Annotated in this window: 20 protein-coding genes; 13 read left to right on the top strand and 7 right to left on the bottom strand. The window is 65.7% G+C overall.

Annotation, left to right across the window (positions count from 1 at the left end; all coding sequences use genetic code 11):
- Positions 1-18: 18 nt before the first annotated feature.
- Entirely contained in the window at positions 19-555 is a 537-nt protein-coding gene (locus BLQ85_RS02190) for a DUF4124 domain-containing protein (RefSeq protein ID WP_074574415.1), read from the bottom strand.
- A 189-nt stretch (positions 556-744) separates the two neighbouring features.
- Here BLQ85_RS02190 and guaB point away from each other — a divergent pair, with 189 nt between their 5' ends.
- From guaB to tadA, 6 genes are all read left to right on the top strand, one after another.
- Positions 745-2214, top strand: coding sequence for an IMP dehydrogenase (gene guaB / locus BLQ85_RS02185; RefSeq protein WP_074574413.1), 1470 nt, complete (start codon positions 745-747; stop codon positions 2212-2214).
- A gap of 67 nt (positions 2215-2281) precedes the next feature.
- Positions 2282-3901, top strand: a complete 1620-nt coding sequence (gene guaA, locus BLQ85_RS02180; RefSeq protein WP_074575112.1) for a glutamine-hydrolyzing GMP synthase — start codon at positions 2282-2284, stop codon at positions 3899-3901.
- A gap of 20 nt (positions 3902-3921) precedes the next feature.
- Entirely contained in the window at positions 3922-4506 is a 585-nt protein-coding gene (locus tag BLQ85_RS02175) for a 2'-5' RNA ligase family protein (RefSeq protein ID WP_074574410.1), read from the top strand.
- Positions 4507-4570: 64 nt separating this feature from the next.
- The gene (locus BLQ85_RS02170) at positions 4571-5209 is read left to right on the top strand and encodes an FMN-binding negative transcriptional regulator (protein WP_074574408.1); all 639 of its coding nucleotides are present in this window, start codon (positions 4571-4573) and stop codon (positions 5207-5209) included.
- A gap of 1 nt (position 5210) precedes the next feature.
- Entirely contained in the window at positions 5211-5438 is a 228-nt protein-coding gene (locus tag BLQ85_RS02165) for a hypothetical protein (RefSeq protein ID WP_074574406.1), read from the top strand.
- A 26-nt stretch (positions 5439-5464) separates the two neighbouring features.
- Complete coding sequence (tadA, locus tag BLQ85_RS02160) at positions 5465-6856, top strand: tRNA adenosine(34) deaminase TadA (RefSeq protein ID WP_074574403.1); 1392 nt, start codon at positions 5465-5467, stop codon at positions 6854-6856.
- On the opposite strand, the gene BLQ85_RS02155 is transcribed toward tadA, so the two are convergent.
- On the bottom strand, positions 6840-7475 hold the full coding sequence (locus BLQ85_RS02155) for a trimeric intracellular cation channel family protein (RefSeq protein WP_371327255.1): 636 nt from the start codon (positions 7473-7475) through the stop codon (positions 6840-6842). The genes tadA and BLQ85_RS02155 overlap by 17 nt on opposite strands.
- A 42-nt stretch (positions 7476-7517) precedes the next feature.
- On the opposite strand from BLQ85_RS02155, the gene BLQ85_RS02150 reads away from it, so the two are divergent.
- Positions 7518-8441 carry an LD-carboxypeptidase gene (locus BLQ85_RS02150; protein WP_074574401.1) on the top strand — a complete coding sequence of 308 codons (924 nt, stop codon included), beginning with the start codon at positions 7518-7520 and terminating at the stop codon, positions 8439-8441.
- A 143-nt stretch (positions 8442-8584) separates the two neighbouring features.
- Here BLQ85_RS02150 and BLQ85_RS02145 read toward each other — a convergent pair whose 3' ends face one another.
- Complete coding sequence (locus BLQ85_RS02145) at positions 8585-8926, bottom strand: hypothetical protein (protein ID WP_074574400.1); 342 nt, start codon at positions 8924-8926, stop codon at positions 8585-8587.
- A gap of 305 nt (positions 8927-9231) precedes the next feature.
- On the opposite strand from BLQ85_RS02145, the gene BLQ85_RS02140 reads away from it, so the two are divergent.
- The 3 genes from BLQ85_RS02140 (at position 9232) to BLQ85_RS02130 (ending at position 14348) form a co-directional block, all read left to right on the top strand.
- Positions 9232-10671, top strand: a complete 1440-nt coding sequence (locus BLQ85_RS02140; protein ID WP_083336699.1) for an aldehyde dehydrogenase family protein — start codon at positions 9232-9234, stop codon at positions 10669-10671.
- 134 nt (positions 10672-10805) lie between these two features.
- Positions 10806-11741: an adenylate/guanylate cyclase domain-containing protein gene (locus BLQ85_RS02135; RefSeq protein WP_074574398.1), complete on the top strand. Its 936-nt coding sequence runs from the start codon at positions 10806-10808 to the stop codon at positions 11739-11741.
- 99 nt (positions 11742-11840) lie between these two features.
- Positions 11841-14348, top strand: a complete 2508-nt coding sequence (locus BLQ85_RS02130) for a penicillin acylase family protein (protein WP_175456032.1) — start codon at positions 11841-11843, stop codon at positions 14346-14348.
- A 13-nt stretch (positions 14349-14361) separates the two neighbouring features.
- Here the strand turns inward: BLQ85_RS02130 and BLQ85_RS02125 are convergent, their stop codons facing one another.
- Positions 14362-16536: a catalase gene (locus tag BLQ85_RS02125; RefSeq protein WP_074575109.1), complete on the bottom strand. Its 2175-nt coding sequence runs from the start codon at positions 16534-16536 to the stop codon at positions 14362-14364.
- 110 nt (positions 16537-16646) lie between these two features.
- Positions 16647-16916, bottom strand: coding sequence for a hypothetical protein (locus tag BLQ85_RS02120; RefSeq protein WP_007865479.1), 270 nt, complete (start codon positions 16914-16916; stop codon positions 16647-16649).
- A gap of 349 nt (positions 16917-17265) precedes the next feature.
- Between BLQ85_RS02120 and BLQ85_RS02115 the strand changes: the two genes are divergently transcribed.
- The 3 genes from BLQ85_RS02115 to BLQ85_RS02105 are packed head-to-tail and all read left to right on the top strand — an operon-like array spanning position 17266 to position 18309.
- Entirely contained in the window at positions 17266-17700 is a 435-nt protein-coding gene (locus BLQ85_RS02115) for a response regulator (protein ID WP_074574397.1), read from the top strand.
- Between the two features lie 31 nt (positions 17701-17731).
- Complete coding sequence (locus BLQ85_RS02110; RefSeq protein WP_139200862.1) at positions 17732-18067, top strand: hypothetical protein; 336 nt, start codon at positions 17732-17734, stop codon at positions 18065-18067.
- A 32-nt stretch (positions 18068-18099) separates the two neighbouring features.
- Entirely contained in the window at positions 18100-18309 is a 210-nt protein-coding gene (locus BLQ85_RS02105) for a hypothetical protein (protein WP_139200861.1), read from the top strand.
- Positions 18310-18331: 22 nt separating this feature from the next.
- On the opposite strand, the gene BLQ85_RS02100 is transcribed toward BLQ85_RS02105, so the two are convergent.
- Together BLQ85_RS02100 and BLQ85_RS02095 are read right to left on the bottom strand one after the other, a co-directional pair.
- A complete protein-coding gene (locus BLQ85_RS02100) occupies positions 18332-19243 on the bottom strand; it encodes a hypothetical protein (protein WP_254779647.1) in 912 nt (303 codons plus the stop codon).
- A gap of 90 nt (positions 19244-19333) precedes the next feature.
- Positions 19334-20062, bottom strand: a complete 729-nt coding sequence (locus BLQ85_RS02095) for a hypothetical protein (protein ID WP_074574393.1) — start codon at positions 20060-20062, stop codon at positions 19334-19336.
- Positions 20063-20137 lie beyond the last annotated feature (75 nt).

The following is a 20137-nucleotide window of genomic DNA, read 5'->3' as shown; positions in this document are numbered from 1 at the left end:
AGGCCCGCGGCCCCCTGCTTATTTGCAGTCGCTGCTCACGATACCCTGGGTACGCTTGATTTCTGCGGCCCTGGCGTTGTCATCCATATAGTCGCGTTCACCCTTGGCATTGGTGATGGGAACCCGTTGGCCCGACTGCAGGCCGGCCAGCGTCTTTTTCGCCCGTTCGCAGTTCTCAGCCTTGGCTTTGGAGACTTGCTCCTCTTGCGCCTGCTTTTTCGCGGCTGCTTCGTCTTCCGCCTGCTTTTTCTTGGCTTCGAGCTGTGCGTCCTTGCCGGTCAACTTCGGTGCATTGGGATCGCTCTTGGGCGCTGAGGCGGCGGCTGCGGAAGCCGTCGCCGTGTTGTCAGGCACCTCTACCATCCCGGATTTGCCCTTGCCGCCACGCGGCATCTTGAGGATGTTTTTTTCCGGGATGTCGGAGGGCGGTGAGCGGTCGCTGTAGACCTTGCGGCCGTCCTTGTCTATCCATTGCCACTGCGCCAATGCGGTCAGTGAAAATGCGCCGCCGGCGACGGCCAGTATGAGTGTTCTTGAGACGAGTTTGAGGTCCATTTCGCCAGTGTAGCGCTGTGCGGTAAGGTTTTTGGCTTATTCCAGAGCAAAGCGCCGGCAAAGCGGCCTTTTTACAACCCGGGCGCAACAGCGGCGACACCTGTGCCGGGGGGCTGCGGCGGGAGGGCAAGGGTTAGTACCGACGGGTTTTTGCGACAAGGGTACAATCGTGTTTTTGGAGCCATCCCTATGCGCCTACTCGGCAAAGCGCTCACCTTCGACGACGTATTGTTGGTGCCAGCGTTCTCCCAGGTCCTGCCCAAGGACACCTCACTTTCCACCCAATTCTCCCGAAACATCCGACTGAACCTGCCGCTCGTGTCGGCGGCCATGGACACGGTCACCGAAGCCCGGCTGGCCATCGCCATCGCCCAGGAAGGCGGCATAGGCATCGTCCACAAAAACCTCACGGCCCAGCAGCAGGCCGCTGAAGTCGCCAAGGTCAAGCGCTACGAAAGCGGCGTCCTGCGCGACCCGGTCGTCATCACCCCCACCCACACCGTGCGCCAGGTCATGGCGCTGAGCGAGCAGCTCGGCATTTCCGGCTTCCCCGTCATCGATGGCGGCCGCGTCGTCGGCATCGTGACGGGACGCGACATGCGCTTCGAATCGCGCATGGACGTGCCGGTCAGCACCATCATGACGCCGCGCGAGCGACTGATCACCATTTCCGAAACCGCCTCGCTGTCCGACGCCAAGGCGTTGCTGAACAAGCACCGCCTGGAGCGCGTGCTGCTGGTCAACGACAACTTCGAGCTCAAGGGCCTGATCACCGTCAAGGACATCACCAAGCAGACCACCTTCCCGAACGCCGCGCGCGACTCGCACGGCCAGTTGCGCGTGGGCGCCGCCGTCGGGGTGGGCGAGGGCACCGAAGAGCGCGTTGAAGCCCTGGTCAAGGCCGGCGTCGACGCTATCGTGGTCGATACCGCCCACGGCCACAGCAAGGGCGTGCTCGACCGGGTGCGCTGGGTCAAGCAAAACTATCCCCAGGTCGACGTCATAGGCGGCAACATCGCCACCGGCGCGGCGGCGCTGGCGCTGGTCGAAGCCGGCGCCGACGGCGTCAAGGTCGGCATAGGCCCCGGCAGCATCTGCACCACCCGCATCGTCGCCGGTGTCGGCGTGCCGCAGATCATGGCCATCGACAACGTCGCCACCGCGCTGCGCGGTACCGGCGTTCCGCTGATCGGCGACGGCGGTATCCGCTACAGCGGCGACATCGCCAAAGCCATCGCGGCCGGCGCCAACACCGTGATGATGGGCGGCATGTTTGCCGGCACCGAGGAAGCCCCGGGCGAGGTCATCCTGTTCCAGGGCCGCAGCTACAAGAGCTACCGCGGCATGGGCAGCATTGGCGCCATGCAGCAGGGCAGCGCCGACCGCTACTTCCAGGAATCGAGCACCGGCAACCCGAATGCCGACAAGCTGGTGCCCGAAGGCATCGAAGGCCGGGTGCCTTACAAGGGCTCCATGGTCGCCATCGTGTTCCAGATGGCCGGCGGCCTGCGGGCCAGCATGGGTTACTGCGGCTGCGCCACCATCGAGGACATGCGCGACAAGGCCGAGTTCGTCGAAATCACCTCGGCGGGCATTCGCGAAAGCCATGTCCACGACGTGCAGATCACGAAAGAAGCGCCAAACTACCGCGCCGATTGAGTTTGACCCAGCCGGCCAGGGCGTCTTGAAAGACGCCCTTTCTTTTTTTGCCTTGAAGAAGCCCCTCATGCAACACCAGAAAATCCTCATCCTCGATTTCGGCTCCCAGGTCACCCAGCTGATCGCGCGCCGCGTGCGCGACGCCCATGTGTTCTGCGAAGTCCATCCCTGCGACGTCAGCGACGACTGGGTTCGCGAGTACGCCAAGGACGGCACGCTCAAGGGCGTGATCCTCTCCGGCAGCCACGCCAGCATCTACGAAGAAACCACCGACAAGGCCCCGCAAGCCGTCTTTGAACTGGGCTTGCCGGTGCTGGGCATCTGCTACGGCATGCAGGCCATGGCGCACCAGCTGGGCGGCAAGGTCGAGGGCGGCCACAAGCGCGAGTTCGGCTCCGCCGACGTGCGCGCCCGCGGCCATACGGCGCTGCTCAAGGACATCGCCGACTACACCACGCCCGAAGGCCAGGGCATGCTCGACGTCTGGATGAGCCACGGCGACAAGGTCACTGAAATGCCGCCCGGCTTCAAGCTCATGGCTTCCACCGATTCCTGCCCCATCGCCGGCATGGCCGATGAGGAGCGCCGCTTCTACGCGGTGCAGTTCCACCCCGAGGTCACGCACACCAAGCAGGGCAATGCCATCCTCAAGCGTTTTGTGCTCGATATCTGCGGCACGCGCCAGGACTGGGTCATGGGCGACTACATCAGCGAAGCCGTCGAGAAAATCCGCCAGCAGGTCGGTGAAGAGGAAGTCATCCTGGGCCTGTCGGGCGGTGTCGATTCCTCAGTGGCCGCGGCCCTGATCCACCGCGCAATCGGCGACCAGCTGACCTGCGTGTTTGTCGACCACGGCCTGCTGCGCCTGAACGAGGGCGACATGGTGATGGACATGTTTGTCGGCAAGCTGCACGCCAAGGTGGTTCGCGTCGATGCGAGCGCGCAGTTCCTCGGCCACCTGGCCGGTGTGAGCGAGCCCGAGGCCAAGCGCAAGATCATAGGCCGCGAGTTCGTCGAAGTGTTCAAGGCCGAAGCCGCCAGGCTCAAGGCCGGCGACGGCGGCCACAAGGGCGCCAAGTGGCTGGCCCAGGGCACGATTTACCCCGACGTCATCGAGTCCGGCGGCGCCAAGAGCAAAAAAGCCGTCACCATCAAAAGCCACCACAACGTGGGCGGCCTGCCCGAGCAACTGGGCCTGAAGCTGCTGGAGCCGCTGCGCGAGCTGTTCAAGGACGAAGTCCGCGAGCTCGGCGTGGCCTTGGGCCTGCCGCACGACATGGTCTACCGCCACCCCTTCCCGGGCCCCGGCCTGGGCGTGCGCATCCTGGGCGAAGTCAAAAAGGAATACGCCGACCTGCTGCGCCGCGCCGACGCGATCTTCATCGAGGAACTGCGCAACTTCAAGGATGCGGCCAGCGGCAAGACCTGGTACGAACTCACGAGCCAGGCCTTCACCGTGTTCCTGCCGGTCAAGAGCGTGGGCGTGATGGGCGACGGCCGCACCTACGACTACGTCGTGGCCCTGCGCGCGGTGCAGACCAGCGACTTCATGACCGCCGACTGGGCCGAGCTGCCTTATGCGCTGCTCAAAAAGGTCTCGGGCCGCATCATCAACGAGGTGCGCGGCATCAACCGCGTGACCTACGACGTCAGCAGCAAGCCGCCGGCGACCATCGAGTGGGAGTGACCGGAGTGGATGCCTGAACCATGGCCGGGCAATCCTCCCTATTTGGCTTTGAGGAAGACGCAAAGCCGACGGACAGGCTGTTTTTCGCGCTCTTTCCCGACGCGGAAACTGCGGAACACATTGCCGAGTGCGCTCGTCAGCTGCGCGTGCAGCACGGCCTGCACGGCGCGCCGCTGAAAACCGAGCGCTTTCACATCACGCTGCACCACTTGGGCGACTATCCCGGTCTGGACCAGGGTATCGTCGACATGGCGAGCCGGGCCGCGGCCGCGGTCAAGGCAGCACCGTTTTCGGTCACCTTCGACCGGGCCGTGAGTTTTTCGAATTCCCCGCGCAACCGGCCCTTTGTGCTGCGCGGCGACGCCGGCCTGGCCGAGCTGATGGTGTTCCAACGGGCATTGGGCCTTGAGATGACAAAGGCCGGGCTGGGGCGCTGGGCGAAACCGGCTTACACGCCGCACGTCACCTTGCTCTACGACGACCGCGCGGTGGCCGAACAGGCGATAACACCCATCCGCTGGACGGCCGGCGAGTTTGTCCTGGTGCGCAGCCTGATCGGCCAGACCCTGCATATTCCACTGGCGCGCTGGCCCCTGCGGCCCTGAGCCTTTGGCCGGCCGTGCCGGCGGGCCCGGGAAATTCCCGGCGTTTTGGCCTATGCTTCAGCCCATGTACCTGCCACCCCAATTCAAAGGTGACAGCGCCCAGGCCGCGGCGCTGATCCATGAGCATCCCTTCGCCAGCCTGATCAGCGTCGACGACGCGGGCCTGCCTTATGTGACCCATTTGCCGCTGCATCTTGAAATGCGGGGCGAGCAGATGGTCTTGCTGGGCCATGTGGCCAAGCCCAACCCGCACTGGCGCCACCTGCAGGCACGGCCCCAGGCCGTCGCGACATTCCTTGGGCCGCATGCCTACCTGTCGCCCAAGGTGTACCCCGACCTGGCGCGGGTGCCGACCTGGAACTACCTGGCCGTGCACTGCACCGTGCAAGCCACACTGCTTGAAGACCCGCTGGCCAAGGACCGCCTGCTCAAAAAACTCATAGGCGACCACGAGCCGCCTTTTGCCCAGCAGTGGCGTGACCAGGGCGAGGAGTTCGCCCACAAGATGCTGGCCGGCATTGTGGGTTTCGAGCTGCAGGTGACAGAGCTGCAATGCAAGCTCAAGATCAACCAGCACAGGCGCGAGGCCCATGCCGCGATGAAAACCATTTACGCCGCCGGCAATGAAAACGAACGCGCCCTGGCCGGCTGGATGGACCGCCTGGGCATGGCCGCCGGCAACGACACCCCCAAGGAGGCTTGATATGCGCGGTATTTTCAGCATCGTGGGCCTGCTGGTCGTTTTGGCCATCGTCGGTTTGCTGGTCAAAAAGCAGTTGAGCACCCAGGTGGCGGTCCCGGCGGCGCCCGGCATGCCCGCCGTCTCCCCCAACGCCCCGCCGCAAGTGCAAAGCCAGCAAGCGCAGCAGCAGGTCAAACAGGCTGTGGAGGGCGCCCTGCAGCAGGCGCGCCCCATGCCGGAAGAGAAATAAGGCCGGCAGCCGCCGCTGCCATTTCCATGAGCGACGAGATATTCATGCAACAGGCGCTTGCCCAGGCGCGCCAGGCCGCCGCCGCGGGCGAAGTGCCCGTGGGCGCGGTGGTGGTGCGGCGCGGCGAGGTCATCGCGACCGGCCGCAATGCGCCCGTCGATGGCCATGACCCGACGGCGCATGCCGAGATCGTGGCCCTGCGCGCCGCGGCGCAGGCACTGGGCAACTACCGGCTTGACGACTGCGAACTCTTTGTCACGCTGGAACCGTGCGCCATGTGCAGCGGCGCCATGCTGCATGCGCGGCTGCGGCGTGTGGTCTTCGGCGCGGCGGATCCCAAAACCGGTGCGGCCGGCTCGGTGCTGAACCTGTTTGAGCAGCCTCAACTGAATCACCAGACCGCGCTGCAAGGCGGCGTTCTGGCGCGGGAGTGCGGTGACCTGCTGCAGGCCTTCTTCCGCCAGCGGCGCGCTGACAAGCGCGAAGAGGCTCGCCTGGCCCATCCGCTGCGCGAGGACGCGCTGCGCACGCCCGACGCGGCTTTTGACAGGCTACCGGGCTATCCCTGGCAACCCCGGTATGTCAGCGAGCTGCCGGCGCTGGGTGGGCTTCGCATGCATTACCTCTACGAAGGTGAAGCAGGCGAGGGCGGCCTGACCTGGTTGTGCCTGCACGGCAATCCGGCCTGGAGCTACCTCTACCGCAAGATGATTCCCGTGCTGCTGGAGGCCGGCCATCGTGTGGTCGCGCCTGACTTGATCGGTTTCGGCAAAAGCGACAAACCCAAGAAAGACAGCTTCCACAGCTTCAGCACCCACCGCCAGATACTGCTGGAACTGGTCGAAAGCCTGGACCTGCAAAACGTGGTGCTGGTGGTGCAGGACTGGGGCGGCCTGCTGGGCCTGACGCTGCCCATGGCGGCGCCGCGGCGCTACCAGGGCTTGCTGGTCATGAACACCACGCTGGGCACCGGCGATGCGCCGCTGCCCGCGGGCTTTCTGGCCTGGCGTGAGATGTGCGCGAAAAACCCCGAGTTCGACGTGGCACGCCTGTTCGCCCGCGGCAACCCGCAGATGAGCGCTGCCGAGTGTGCGGCCTACAGCGCGCCCTTCCCGGACAAAGGCCACCGCGCGGCCTTGCGCGCCTTCCCACCCATGGTGCCCGACAGCCCCGATGCTGACGGCGCCGCCATTTCACGGCAGGCGCGCGGCTTCTGGCAAAACGACTGGACGGGCCGCAGCCTGATGGTGGTGGGCGCGCAGGACCCGGTGCTGGGCCCGCCTGTCATGCGCGGCTTGCAGGCACTGATCCGTGGTTGCGGCGAGCCCGTGGTGCTGGCGCAAGCCGGGCATTTTGTGCAGGAGCATGGCGAGCCGGTCGCGCGCCAGGCCCTGGCGTTTTTCAGCCCGGCAGCTTGAAGACCGGCAAGTGCCAGCCCATGAAGATGGCGCAGATGCGCAGCGCCGCCACGGCGACCAGGCCCGCGCCGAAGGCCCATGAGGGCTTGAGCCCCAGCGCCTTGAGCAGCAGGTAAAGCGTGATCCCGGCGATCGCGGCGCTGGCGTAAATATCCTGGCGCAGCAGCAGCGGCACCTGGTTGCTGCAGATGTCGCGCATCAGGCCGCCCGCCACGCCCGTCATGGTGCCCATCACCACCACGATGATGGGCGACAGCCGCGCCGCTTCGGCCAGTTGCGCGCCCGAGAGCGCGAACAGCGCCAGCCCGAGCGCGTCGGCCACCAGCAGGGCTTGCGACGGAATCGGCAGCAGTCGCACATACAGCATGGTGCCCAGGGCCGCCGCGGCAATCACCAGCAGGTAGGCCGGCCTGGCCATCCAGAACACCGGATGGCGGTTCATCAGCAGGTCGCGCAGGGTGCCGCCGCCTATGGCGGTCAGCGCCGCCAGCACCAGCACGCCCAGCAGGTCGAGCTGCAGCCGCCCGGCTGCCAGCGCGCCGCTCACGGCAAAGACGGCGACTCCCAGCAGGTCCAGCACATACAGCATCATGGTGGCCCTGTTTATACCCGCTGCCATGCCGGCGGGGAAAGCTGCGGCGGCAGTGGGATACTTGCAGCCGTGAAAAAACATATCTACATCTACTCCCCCTCCAGCGCCGTGCGCGACAAAGCCGCTTTCAAGCGCGGCGTGCAGCGCCTCACCGCCCTGGGCCATGAAGTTGAAGTCGACGCCGATGCACTGGCCCGCCACCAGCGTTTTGCCGGCGACGACGACACCCGGCTGGCGGCCATACACCGCGCGGCCGCCAGCGGCGCCGACGTGGCCCTGATCTCACGCGGCGGCTACGGCCTCTCGCGCATCCTGCCGAGCATCTCCTACAAGGCCATCGCCAAGGCCATCGCGGGCGGCACCCGTTTTGTGGGCCTGAGCGACTTCACGGCCTTCCAGATGGCGGTGATGGCCAAGACCGGCGCGGTGACCTGGGCCGGCCCGGCGCTGGGCGAGGATTTCGGGGCTGAGGCGCCGGACGAGATCACCGAAGCCTGTTTTGACGACCTGATCACGGGGCAGGGCGAGGGCACGGGCTGGCAATTGCCCAAACCCGCGGCCGACGCCAAGCCGGCCGCCGATTTCATGGTCAAGGACGCCGTACTCTGGGGCGGCAACCTGGCCATGCTGTCCTCGCTGGTGGGCACGCCCTACCTGCCCACCGTCAAGGGCGGCATCCTGTTCATCGAAGACGTCGCCGAGCATCCCTACCGCGTGGAACGCATGCTGACCCAGCTGCTGCATGCCGGCGTGCTGGGACAGCAAAAAGCCATCATCTTCGGGCAGTTCACGAATTACGCGCTGGTGCCGCACGACAAGGGTTTCAAGCTGGCGACGGTGATTGCCTGGCTGCAAAGCAAGGTCAAGGCGCGTGTGCTGACGGGATTGCCTTTTGGCCATGTGCCGACCAAGGTGGTGCTGCCGGTAGGCCTGAAAACCACCCTGGCGGTGGAGGGGCGCGATGCCTTTGTGCTTTGGGGCCATTTGCACTGAGCGGGCAGGCCGGTGCGCGGGGCGCCGGCTGCGAGCGGACAAAAATAAACCAGCTAGAAGCTGGTTTAAAAAGTGCCTTGGAGGCCAGGAAGAAACTGGAGAAACTGAAAAAGAACTAACGAAGGAAAAGCAAGAAAAAGGGTTCAGGTAGTGAGCGGGCTGGACCGCGAACTCAGTCCGCGGGGCAGCATGCCCTTGAATTTGTCGCTGATGCGGCTGACTTTCTCACGGGCGATGGTCTCACCGTGCACGGCCGCCAGCACCGCCATCACGTCGCCGCGGGTGTACCACAGGCTCTGCACGTCCTGGGCGTAGCGCACGCGGCGGGTAATCTTGGGATAGTGTTTTTCGCCAAATTCGCCGAGCTCGTCGAGAATGAACTGGCGGATGTCCTCGGTGCGGTCTTCCAGCACCGACGGAGTCACCTCTCCAGAGCCCAGCAAGGCCATGAAGCTGCTTTTCAGATTCGGTTTTAACCAGCGCATGTGGATCACAACTTTCTACCGGAACATCCCTGGGGTATTTTTCTGCGTTCCCACGGAACGGCGTCTTCTGTTAGATTAAGACGACATCTAAGGATATGCAAGGTGTTTTGTGTGAAATGGTTAACGCAAAACAACAAATGAATCAAGGAGTTAGTAACCAGATGTCAAGTTGATTCTGGTTTTGAACACTGTTTAAATCTTTAGGCCTACAGAGGGATTTTCCCTGTGAGTCGAAAGTCCCTCATCTTTTTTTGGGCATTATTCACCAATTTTCAGGCCTTCCCCAGGCCTTTTCCGGACCCGCCATGAGCACACAAATGACCGTATATCCCGCGCATTACATCAACGGCCAATGGGTCAAGGCCCAGTCTCCCGAAACCCTGCCCGTCCATGATTCCAGCACCGAGGCGCTGATGGCGACGGTGCCAGCCGGCACCGCGGCGGAGGCCGAAGCCGCCGTGCTGGCGGCCCGCGCGGCCTTTGAGGGCTGGGCGGCCTTGCCGGTCGAGACGCGCGCGGCCTACCTCGACAAGGTGGCGGCCGGCGTCAAGGCCCGCACCGAAGACCTGGCCATCGCCATTGCCCGTGAAGTCGGCATGCCCCTGAAAATGGCCCGCGCCGTCCAGGTGGGCGGCCCGGCCTGGCACTGGGGCAATTTCGCCAAGGTGGCGCGCCAGTTCCAGTGGGAAAAAACCGTCGGCAACTCGCTGGTGGTGCGCGAGGCGATCGGCGTGGTGGGCTGCATCACCCCCTGGAATTTCCCGCTGAGCCAGATCACGCTGAAGATCGCCCCAGCCATGGTGGCCGGCTGCACCGTGGTGCTCAAGCCCAGCGAAATCGCGCCGGTCAACGCCATGATCCTGGCCGAAATCATCCACGAGGCGGGCCTGCCCCCCGGCGTGTTCAACCTGGTCAACGGCATGGGCCCGGTGGTGGGCGAGGTGCTGGCCACCCACCCGGAAGTCGACATGGTGAGCTTCACCGGCTCCACCCGTGCCGGCAAGCGCGTCGGTGAACTGGCCAGCCAGACCATCAAGCGCGTGGCGCTGGAACTGGGCGGCAAGTCGGCCAGCGTGGTGCTCGACGACGCCAATTTCGAGGCCGCCGTCAAGGGCACGGTCTCGGCCTGCATGCTCAACAGCGGGCAGACCTGCTCGGCCCACACCCGCCTGCTGGTGCCGGCCGGGCGCTACGAAGAGGTCAAGGCCCTGGCCCAGGCCGCCATCGCCAAATTCAGCATAGGCCCCAGCCTGGAGGAGGGCAGCAAGCTGGGCCCCCTGGTCAGCGCTGGCCAGCGCGACCGCGTGCTGGGATTCATCCGCACCGGCATCGAGGAGGGTGCGGACGTGATCGCCGGCGGCGCCGAGGCGCCCGCCTTCGACAAGGGCTATTTTGTCCAGCCCACCATTTTGGGCATCAAGGCGACGGACACGCTGGCCCAGGAGGAAATCTTCGGCCCGGTGCTGGTGGTCATTCCCTACAAGGACGAAGAGGACGCGGTGGCGATCGCCAACAGCACCATTTACGGCCTGGGCGGCGCCGTCTGGAGCGGCACCGACGAGCACGCCATGAAAGTCGCGCGCCGCCTGCGCACGGGCCAGGTCGACATCAATGGCGGGCCCTTCAACGGCCAGGCACCCTTCGGCGGCTACAAACAGTCAGGAAACGGCCGTGAAAACGGCATCTACGGCTTTGAGGAATTCCTGGAATTCAAGGCCATGCAGCTCAAGCCCAGCGCGAGCTGAGTTTTCGCGCCCCGGCCCCGGCTCCGTCTGGCCGGGCAGGTGGCCAGGGCAACGCGCCGGTACGCCTTTGTCATAAGTTCTATGTGCTACTTATGTTTTAATGGCGTCAAAACTACAAGCAGTTACATCGATTTATGGCAGAAGTTACCGTCGTTTTTGCCGATCTCACAGGAAGCACCGGGGTTTTTGAATCACTGGGCAATGCCAAGGCCACACAGGCCATCACGCGACTGACCCAGTGGATAGGCAAGGTCTGCCATGCCTACCGCGGCCACGTCGTGAAATACCTCGGCGACGGCGTGCTGGTGGTGTTTCCCGACAATGCGGACGCCGTCGACGCGGTAACCGAACTGCAGCGGGTTCACCGCGACCGCATCCGCAACTGGCCCGAGCAGCTCAAGATGCGCCTGCAAGTGGGCGTGGCGCGCGGTGAAATCGTCGAGCAGGACGGCGACTGCTTCGGCGACGCCGTCAACCTGGCCTCGCGCCTGAGCGACCTGTCGGGCCCCGACCAGATCCTGGCCACCGACGCCGTCATCCGGCACTTACCATCTGACACACTCGTGCGCTCCCGAAGCCTGGGCGCACTGGAAATCCGCGGCCGCAGCGAGGCCTGCCTGGTGCACCGCATCGAATGGCAGGCCGAGGTCATGTCGGAGTCCTTTACGGTGCCGGCCAGCCTGACGGTGCCGCCGGCGACGCCGCCGGCCGCCGTCCTGGCGTCGATCGAGCTGTGCTGGCTGGACATCAACACCGCCTTCGCCTCGACCGAGCTGCCCATCTTCCTGGGCCGCGACCAGGATGCGCATTTTGTGGTGCAGGATCCGCGCGTGTCTCGCCGGCATGCCCGGATTGAATACCGCGCCGGCAAGTTTTTCCTCGAAGACGTCAGCAGCTACGGCACCTGGGTGCGCTTTTCCGACAATGCGGCGGTGGTGGCGCTGCGCCGGCAGGAGTGCGTCCTGCTGCTCGAAGGCGAGATCGCGCTGGGCGCCCCCTTTGAAGATTTCACCGTTCCCACCGTCAGTTTCAAGTTTGCCGACGGCAAAATGCACTTGCAGAAAAAATAGGCCGGCGCCATCCTGCGGAATGCGGGACGCCAAAAAAGGCCCGCCACGCACCGTGGCACTGCCGCCGGGTGACCTTCATCCGGCGAACTTACAGGGAACATGATCTTGGTCTGGTTCAAACGGATTTTTGCCGCCTTGGCCGCCTTGCTGCTGCTTGCCGCGGCGGCCGCGGGCATCTATGTGTACCGGGCCAGTCCCGCGCTGGACGGCGAACTGCGGGCCGCCGGCCTGCGGGATCGCGTGACCCTGGCGCGCGACCCGGCCGACGTCACCCACATCAAGGCCCAATCGCCGCGCGACGCTTGGTTTGCCCTCGGCTATGTGCACGCCCAGGAACGCGGCTGGCAGCTCGAGTTCAACCGGCGCGCGATGCACGGCGAACTCTCCGAGGTGTTCGGGCCGGCCACACTGGACACCGACAAGCTGCTGCGCACCCTGGGCGTGGTGCGCGCCGCCGAGCGCCAGTGGCAGGGCCTGCCCGCCGAGGGACGCGAGGCCATGCAGGCCTACAGCGATGGCATCAATGCCTTTTACGCCAGCTCGCCGCAGGCCTTGTCCCCCGAGTTCCACCTCCTGGGCGTCAAGCCCAGCGGCAATTCCGGCACGGCCTGGTCGCCCACCGACAGCCTGGCCTGGTCGCTGATGATGGCGCTGGACCTGGGCGGCAACTGGGGCACCGAATTCGCGCGCCTGTCGGCCGCCCGGGTGCTCAAGACCCCCGAACTCTGGCAGCTCTTCCCGCCTTATCCCGGCGAAGAGCCGGCGTCCAAGGTGGACTTCAGCAAGCTCTACGCCGAGCTCGGCGTCTACCGGGCGGCGCTGCCCGCCACCCAAAAGGTCTCCAGCGGCGGCCCGGGCCCCGGGGCGCTGGCCATGGCGCAAGGCATCAACAACTGGGCCGAGGCGCTGGGCGAGGTCGACGGCAAGGGTTCCAACAACTGGGTGGTGGCGGGCGCGCACAGCACAAGCGGCAAACCCCTGCTGGCCAACGACCCGCACCTGGGCCTGTCGGCGCCGGCCATCTGGTACTTCGCGCGCCTGCAGGCACCCGCCGGCGGTGGCGATCCCGGGCTGGACGTCATAGGCGCGACCTTGCCCGGCCTGCCTTTTGTGGTCCTGGGCCGCACCGAAAAAATGGCCTGGGGATTCACCAACACCGCGCCCGACGTGCAGGACCTGTACCTGGAGCAGATCAATCCCGCCAACCCCGGCCAATATCGCATCCCGGCTGCCGGGGGCACCGCCTGGGCCGACTTCCAGACCCGCCGCGAAACCATCAAGGTCAAGGGCCAGCCCGATGTGCTGCTGGACGTGCGCGAAACCCGCCACGGTCCGGTGCTCAGCGACGTGCAGAAATCGCACGCCGAGCTGCTGGACACCCGCAAATACGTCATCGCGTTGCGCTGGAGTGCGCTGGATGCCGACAACCAGACGGTGCTCGCGGGCCTGCGCATCAACCGCGCCCAGTCCGTGCAGCAACTGGTGGACGCCTTCGCGGCGCATCACTCGCCCATGCAAAACGTCGTGGCGGCGGACGTCGCGGGCGGCTTGGCCTTTAAAGCCGCCGGCAAGGTGCCGCTGCGCCGGCCCGACAACGACATTCGCGGCATCGCGCCATCGCCCGGTTGGGACGCCCGCTACGACTGGGCCGGCTGGCTGCCTTACGCGCAAACGCCCGAGGCCGGCCGCGCCGCCATCGAGGCCAAAGGCTGGTGGGCCACGGCCAACCAGCGCATCACGCCGCCGGCCTATCCCTTCTTCATGGGCCAGGACTGGACCGTGCCTTACCGCTACGATCGGATCGAGCAGCTGCTGGCGGCCGTGCCACAGCACGATGTGGCCTCCATGCAAAAAATCCAGGCCGACCTGCTGTCGCCCGCGACGCTCAAGCTGCTGCCTTTCCTGCAGAAAACCCTGGCGCAGCCGGTCAAGCACCCGTTGGCCGAAGCCGCGCGCAAAGCCCTGGCCGGTTTTGACGGCACCATGCGCGCCGACCAGGCCGCGCCGCTGGTGTTTGCCGCCTGGGCCGATGAGCTCACGCGCGGCATCCTGGGCGGCAAGCTGGGCGAGGAAACCTTCAGGCCGCTTTACGGCAAGCGCCATTTCAGGGCTGCGCTGGAAGATATCCTCGAGCGCCAGGACGGCAACTGGTGCGGCGCGGCCGGTTGCCAGGCGCAGTCCGCGGCGGCGCTGGCCCGGGCGCTGGCCCGCCTGCAGGCGGCTTACGGCGCCGACGTCGCCAGCTGGACCTGGGGCAGGGCGCATCCGGCCCTGTCGGCGCACAAGCCCTTCGGCAACGTCGCCTGGCTTGCGCCCTGGTTTGACGTGCGTGTGCCCACGGGCGGCGACCCGTTCACCGTCAACGTCGGCCAGTACTGGGCCACGGGCGACGCCACGCCCTTTGCCAACCGGCAGGCCGCCTCGCTGCGCGCGGTCTACGACATGGGCGATCCCGAAAAATCCCTCTTTATCTACCAGACCGGGCAGAGCGGCCTGGTGTTCTCCAGCCGCTACCGCGACATGAAGGGCAGCTGGGCCGCCGTGCAATACCGGCCCCTGCAGATGAACCCGCCGGCCTTCGCGCACCAGCTCACGCTGACACCCTGAAGGCCCTGAGGCTTCAGGCCGGGATCGCGTCCACGTTGAGCCGGTCCCAGTGGCGGTGCTGCGCGATCGCCGCCAGCAAATCCTGCGACACCTGGCCGTCCGTCACCTTGCGCGCATCGGCAATGATGACGCCCGGCGTGGGCTCGCTGACGGTTTCCGGGTCTTTGCCCAGGCTGAAACCCAGGGTGGACAGCAGCTGCGCGCCGTCATTCACCGCGCAAATCGTCTTGCAGTGCTTGTAGGCCTCCAGCACAAAGTGCACCGCTTCGCCCATGGCGCCCAGCGTGGCGGCGCTCTCGCTGCCGCCGGGTATCAGCACCGCGTCGAACATCACCGAGGGCATGTTGGTGAAGGTGTGGTCCACCGCCAGCTGCCGGCCCGACGAGGTGCTCACGGTGCCCAGGTGCGGCGCCACCAGCTTGCACTGGGCGCCGGCGTCCAGCAGGTCCTGCTGCAGGCGCTTGAGCGCCGCGGCCTCCACGCCGTCGGCCACCAGGATGGCCACCTTGCGCGTCCTTGCGCTGCCGCCGGGGCGGCCCACCATGCGCAGGGCCGGGTCTTCCTCCACCTTGCTAGTGATGCGGTGCTCGCGAAAACCTAGCCGGCCGGCCGCGGCCTTGGGGTCGGGCGGCTTGATGCCCAGGGGCGCGGCCACGCGCGTGGCCAGCTTCAGGTCCACATGGGCCAGGTTGTCCACCATGCGCTGGCGGATCTCGGGCACTTCCACTTTGGAAAGCTCAAAACGAAAGGCCGCCACGATATGGTCTTTCTCCGGCAGGCTCTGGCTGTTCCAGAACAGCGCGGCCTGGGAAAAATGGTCGTCAAAGGAAGGGCTGCGGCGCCGCAGTTTCGGTGGCTCCAGTTGCTCCGCATAAGACTGGAAGCCTTGCGCGCCGCCGTCCACCCTGAACTCGGTGCCGCTGCCCAGCGTGTTGGGCTCGTAGGCAACCCGGCCCTTGGCAATGGCCTGGCGGTGCATGCCGTCGCGCTGGAAGTTATGCATGGGGCAGACCGCGCGGTTGATCGGGATTTCATGGAAGTTGGCGCCGCCCAGGCGCGACAGCTGGGTGTCGGTGTACGAGAACAGCCTGCCCTGCAGCAGCGGGTCGTTGGAAAAATCGATGCCCGGCACCAGGTGGCCCGGGTGGAAGGCCACCTGCTCGGTTTCAGCGAAAAAGTTGTCCGGGTTGCGGTTCAGCACCATCTTGCCTATGGGTTGCACCGGCACCTGCGCCTCGGGAATCAGCTTGGTCGGGTCGAGGATGTCAAAGCCCAGTTCGGCCTCCTTGCCCTCGTCGACGATCTGCACGCCCAGCTCCCACTCCGGGAAGTTGCCGCTTTCAATTGCCTCCCACAGGTCGCGCCTGTGGAAATCGGGGTCCTTGCCGGCGATCTTCTGCGCCTCGTCCCAGGCCAGGCCGTGCACGCCCAGCTTGGGTTTCCAGTGGAACTTCACGAAGAAGGCGCCGCCCCGGGCATTGATGAAACGAAAGGCGTGCACCCCAAAGCCCTCCATCATGCGAAAGCTGCGCGGCAGGGCGCGGTCCGACATGGCCCACATCAGCATGTGGGTGGACTCGGGCATCAGCGAGGCGAAGTCCCAGAAGGTGTCATGGGCGCTGGCCGCCTGCGGCATTTCGTTGTGGGGTTCGGGCTTGACCGCATGGACCAGGTCCGGGAACTTGATGGCGTCCTGGATGAAGAACACCGGGATGTTGTTGCCCACCAGGTCGTAATTGCCCTCGGCGGTGTAGAACTTCACCGCGAAGCCGCGCACATCGCGCACCGTGTCGGCCGAACCCCGGGAGCCGGCCACGGTGGAAAAGCGCACGAAGACCGGTGTTTCCACCTCCGGGTCCTGCAAAAAACCGGCGCTGGTGTACTGCACCATGGACTTGTAAGGCTTGAAATAGCCGTGCGCGCCCGCGCCCCGGGCATGCACCGCGCGCTCCGGAATGCGCTCGTGGTCGAAGTGGGTGATTTTTTCGCGGAGGATGAAGTCCTCCAGGAGCGTCGGGCCGCGCACGCCGGCTTTCAGCGAGTTGTGGTTGTCCGGGATCTGCAGGCCCTGGTTGGTCGTCAGCACCGGCGTACTGCCCGCGGTGAAGCTCTCCAGCTGGGTCTTCTTGTCTTTGGCGCCGTCCGTGTTCCGGTGAGGGCTGGCAGTGTTGCGCTTGGAGGGCGGCATGAGCATCCTTGTGTAAAAAAAGGGGGACTCCGCCCGGGGCTGGTGGCCTACAGGCGGATGCGGGAGGGAAGGTGCGCAAACATCGGCCAGGCACCGGCGCCGCGCGGCGGTCAGTTGTCGAGCAGGCCTTCCAGCACTTTGACCGTGGCCAGCAGGCCCAGCGCGGCAATCGTGCCCGCCAGGCACCAGGCCATGAATTCCTGCAGGACTTGCGCGATGCTGTCCGGCAGGGCCATGGACACCAGGAACAGGCCCGCCGCGCAGACCAGCACCGTCAGGAAAGCGTGGAGCAGGTCGATATTGCGAGGGTCGGCATGGACCCGCCAGGCGGTCAGCAGCCCCGCGGCCATGCCTGTCAAAAGTCCGGCCATCAGCTTCATGGTGATGTTTCCTGTGCTTGGGTGATCGTCACTGGGTGGTGCATGGACATTACGGGCTCGCGGCCGGCCGGGTGGTAGCCCGACATCGGCGCGCCATGTAAGGGCTTTCTGCTCCTCGCGTAAGACATGGCTTACCAGTGCGCCAAGGATGGGTGGGGGCGCGCCTCCTTCCCCGGTCCCGTGGTTTTTGAAGAAGCCCGTGGCGCCGCGTGGCCTTTTCTCCTACAAGGCCATGCTCACCCCTCCGGCACAAAGCCGCGGGCCGCACACGTAAATTCAGGGGCATGAAAACCGGCATGAGCCCACCCCACCTCCTTTGCTTGCCTTTGTTGCGGATCGGCACCCCACCATGAAAATGCGAACCTACCTCGTGGAAGACAACCCGACCATCCGCGACAACCTCATCAGCACGCTGGAAGAACTGGCGCCCGTGCAGTCGGTCGGCAGCTGCGAAACCGAAGACGAGGGCACCGAATGGCTGACCCACCATGAAGGCCAGTGGGACCTTGCCATCGTCGACCTGTTCCTCAAGCAGGGCAGCGGCCTCAGGATCCTGCAAGCCTGCCGCGAGCGCAGCCCCCTGCAGAAGATCGTGGTCTTCAGCAACTACGCCACGCGCGAAATGCGCATGCGTTGCGCCGAGCTGGGCGTGGACGCGGTGTTCGATAAGTCCACCGAAATCGATTGCCTGCTGGCCTACTGCCTCACGCAGAGCCGCAAGCTGGAAACCGCCGCCAATGACGACTCCAGGAACTCGCTGGATTCAAGGCTGCAGTCCGCCTGAAGCCGAACCCGCAGCACAGCGAGCCCGGACCATGAGCACACCTGCGGCCTCACTCGCCGATATGCCCATGGAGCTGCCGCCCTATAGCGGGCCCAGGCGGCTGGACGACGATGTGTTCCAGACGGCGGAAGAAGCCGTGCTGGTTGAAGGGCAGGGCAGTGCCGCCGCGCTGCCGCTGCCGCCATCCGGTCCCGCCGCCACAGGCAGCCGTGGTTTTCCGTTCATGCAGGCCGTTCGCGCACATGTCGCGGCCCGACCCTGCCAGTCAGCCCTGCTGGCCGCCGCGGCGGGCGCGCTGGCCATGCTGGCCTTGCGTTCGCAACTGCGCGGCCGCCTGCAGCTGCCGCGCCGGTCTCGCTTGCGATGATGCCGGGCGCATCCCTGAGCCAAGGAAATTCCATGCCGCTGCATCTTCATGTTCCCCAGCCGCCGCCCGGCACACCGGGCATCCATATCCCCGAGGAGGTCCCGCCGTTGATCGTGCCGCCCGAACCGGGCATGCCGCCAGAGATCACCGACCCGCCGCCGCCCGAGCCCACGCTGCCGATTCGCGAGCCGGGTACCAATGTCCCGCCCCAGGCCAGGCCGGCCAGGACTTCCGACTTCTAGCCTTTGGCCTTTTGCTGGCGGCTCAGGAGGCCTGCTGGCGCTGGTATTCAGCCCGCTTCATGCTGAGATAGCTTTCCTTGTCCACTTCGTGCAGCTGTCGGGCGTACTGCTCGGTGGCGTCGAACCAGTGCTGCAGGCGCGCCTCCAATTGCTGGGCCGGCGGCTTGTCCAGCGAGGCCAGGTAGGCCTCTATCGCCAGGTAGTAGCGCATGGTGTTGCGCTCCACCGTGCCGCGCATGCCGTCCACCAAGGCGGTGGCGCCGCCGCGTTGCACCCGCGTGAAGCCGACCTTGCCGCTGCCGGCCGTGGCCAGGTAGCCCTGCATGGCCAGGCGGCCGGCGACGCCGTAGCCGTAGGAATAGCGCAGGTGCATAAAGGTCTTGCCGCCGGGAAGCGGCACCGCCTGCAGCTCGATGCGGTAGTTGCTGGTGCCCAAGGGGCCTTTGTCCGACCTCAGGTTCGCCGCCAGATAGTCCGGTGAGCTGGCGGCCAGCCGGTAGCTGAACTGCAGCGCAAAAGCGTCTTCCAGTGGCTGCTCGGTCTTTTTGCCGATATGCATGTTCAGCAGGCTCGGGCTTTCGTCCGCGCTCGCATGGCAGTACTTGGTGTTGATGTGCAGTATCAGCATCTCGCACCAGCGCCTGGGGCTTTTGAAGGCGCCGCTGACCGTGGCGAAGGGCGAATTCAGCACCGCATAGGCGCTGCCCGTCACGGCATTGGGATTCTCGGTTGATTCCAGAAACAGCGGCCTGCGGTAGGCATTCTGCGCAAGCTGCCCGGCCAGTTCCGCGTGCTTTTCGAGCAGGGCCGGCGCGCCGGATTCCGCGTTCGCGGCGCTTGCCTGCGGCGCTTGCGCGTGAGCCGGGAACTGGGCGGCGCAAAGCAGCCAGCCGCACAGCAGGGCATGGCGCCCCAGGCGTCGAAGAGGACTCATGGCTTCAGTGTGCCAGCGCGAACGGGGCGTGTGGTGCATACGCTCCCTCGTCCTACATGGAGTCGCCGCGAGCGTGAAGGCCGCGGCCGTTCAGGCTTGCGCCGTCTCCGCCCGCGCATGCGAATCCGCAGCGGCGACGGCTTCGAACTGCAGCGTGAGCCGGTTCTTCCCGTGAACCAGTTGCACGGATTCCTGCTCGGCCAGTATCTGCACATCGCGCCACTCCAGCAGGCGGTAGGGCAGCTTGTCCGCCGCGCGCATGGGCTCGGCGCTGTCGTGGGGCTTGAGCTCGATGTGAAGGGTAAGAAGGTCCTGCGCGAATTCCGCCCCTATGAGCACCTTGCCGGGCGCGGCGGCCGTATCGGTCAGCGCGATGAGGGCGGCGGTCAGCACGGTGCGAAGCGCGGACTGGGGCAGTTGCACAAGGGGGCCGCCGGTGTTGTCGACCACCGAAAAACCTTTGAACGACAGCTGCGTCGCCACCATGCCCAGGCATTCCGCGATGCCCGCGCCGGCTGTGATCAAGCGCTTTTCCTTGGGGGCCAGCCAGCTCATCAGGTCCACGCAGGATGCGGCCGCTTCCTTGGTCAGCGCCACGATGTCGCGCGCGTTTCTCAGCAGGGCTTCCGGGTCCGTGTCGGCTTTTTGCAAGCGCCGCTCCAGCATGGCCGCCACCATGGCAATCGGCTGCAGCGTTCCCGCCATGTTGTGGCGTATCACCGGGGCCAGCCGGCGCAGCAGCGCGTAATGCGCCGCTTCGGCCTCGCAGCTTTGCAGTCCGCTTGCCTGTGTTGCCGTGCTGCTGGATGGAACGCTCATGGTGCTGCCGCCGATGGTGGTTTCACAAAAACTGCAGGCGAATCTGCAGGGCCCACGCCGTGCAGCAACACACAT

The organism is Polaromonas sp. JS666 (assembly GCF_900103405.1).
Lineage (GTDB): Bacteria > Pseudomonadota > Gammaproteobacteria > Burkholderiales > Burkholderiaceae_C > Polaromonas.
This window is presented reverse-complemented; position numbering and strand designations above follow the sequence as displayed.

What these genes read in the sequence shown, in the direction of transcription:
- BLQ85_RS02190 (WP_074574415.1), bottom strand. Translation starts at nt 555, where the DNA reads ATGGACCTCAAACTCGTCTCAAGAACACTCATACTGGCCGTCGCCGGC.
- guaB (WP_074574413.1), top strand. Translation starts at nt 745, where the DNA reads ATGCGCCTACTCGGCAAAGCGCTCACCTTCGACGACGTATTGTTGGTG.
- guaA (WP_074575112.1), top strand. Translation starts at nt 2,282, where the DNA reads ATGCAACACCAGAAAATCCTCATCCTCGATTTCGGCTCCCAGGTCACC.
- BLQ85_RS02175 (WP_074574410.1), top strand. Translation starts at nt 3,922, where the DNA reads ATGGCCGGGCAATCCTCCCTATTTGGCTTTGAGGAAGACGCAAAGCCG.
- BLQ85_RS02170 (WP_074574408.1), top strand. Translation starts at nt 4,571, where the DNA reads ATGTACCTGCCACCCCAATTCAAAGGTGACAGCGCCCAGGCCGCGGCG.
- BLQ85_RS02165 (WP_074574406.1), top strand. Translation starts at nt 5,211, where the DNA reads ATGCGCGGTATTTTCAGCATCGTGGGCCTGCTGGTCGTTTTGGCCATC.
- tadA (WP_074574403.1), top strand. Translation starts at nt 5,465, where the DNA reads ATGAGCGACGAGATATTCATGCAACAGGCGCTTGCCCAGGCGCGCCAG.
- BLQ85_RS02155 (WP_371327255.1), bottom strand. Translation starts at nt 7,475, where the DNA reads ATGGCAGCGGGTATAAACAGGGCCACCATGATGCTGTATGTGCTGGAC.
- BLQ85_RS02145 (WP_074574400.1), bottom strand. Translation starts at nt 8,926, where the DNA reads ATGCGCTGGTTAAAACCGAATCTGAAAAGCAGCTTCATGGCCTTGCTG.
- BLQ85_RS02140 (WP_083336699.1), top strand. Translation starts at nt 9,232, where the DNA reads ATGAGCACACAAATGACCGTATATCCCGCGCATTACATCAACGGCCAA.
- BLQ85_RS02135 (WP_074574398.1), top strand. Translation starts at nt 10,806, where the DNA reads ATGGCAGAAGTTACCGTCGTTTTTGCCGATCTCACAGGAAGCACCGGG.
- BLQ85_RS02130 (WP_175456032.1), top strand. Translation starts at nt 11,841, where the DNA reads ATGATCTTGGTCTGGTTCAAACGGATTTTTGCCGCCTTGGCCGCCTTG.
- BLQ85_RS02125 (WP_074575109.1), bottom strand. Translation starts at nt 16,536, where the DNA reads ATGCCGCCCTCCAAGCGCAACACTGCCAGCCCTCACCGGAACACGGAC.
- BLQ85_RS02120 (WP_007865479.1), bottom strand. Translation starts at nt 16,916, where the DNA reads ATGAAGCTGATGGCCGGACTTTTGACAGGCATGGCCGCGGGGCTGCTG.
- BLQ85_RS02115 (WP_074574397.1), top strand. Translation starts at nt 17,266, where the DNA reads ATGAAAATGCGAACCTACCTCGTGGAAGACAACCCGACCATCCGCGAC.
- BLQ85_RS02110 (WP_139200862.1), top strand. Translation starts at nt 17,732, where the DNA reads ATGAGCACACCTGCGGCCTCACTCGCCGATATGCCCATGGAGCTGCCG.
- BLQ85_RS02105 (WP_139200861.1), top strand. Translation starts at nt 18,100, where the DNA reads ATGCCGCTGCATCTTCATGTTCCCCAGCCGCCGCCCGGCACACCGGGC.
- BLQ85_RS02100 (WP_254779647.1), bottom strand. Translation starts at nt 19,243, where the DNA reads ATGAGTCCTCTTCGACGCCTGGGGCGCCATGCCCTGCTGTGCGGCTGG.
- BLQ85_RS02095 (WP_074574393.1), bottom strand. Translation starts at nt 20,062, where the DNA reads ATGAGCGTTCCATCCAGCAGCACGGCAACACAGGCAAGCGGACTGCAA.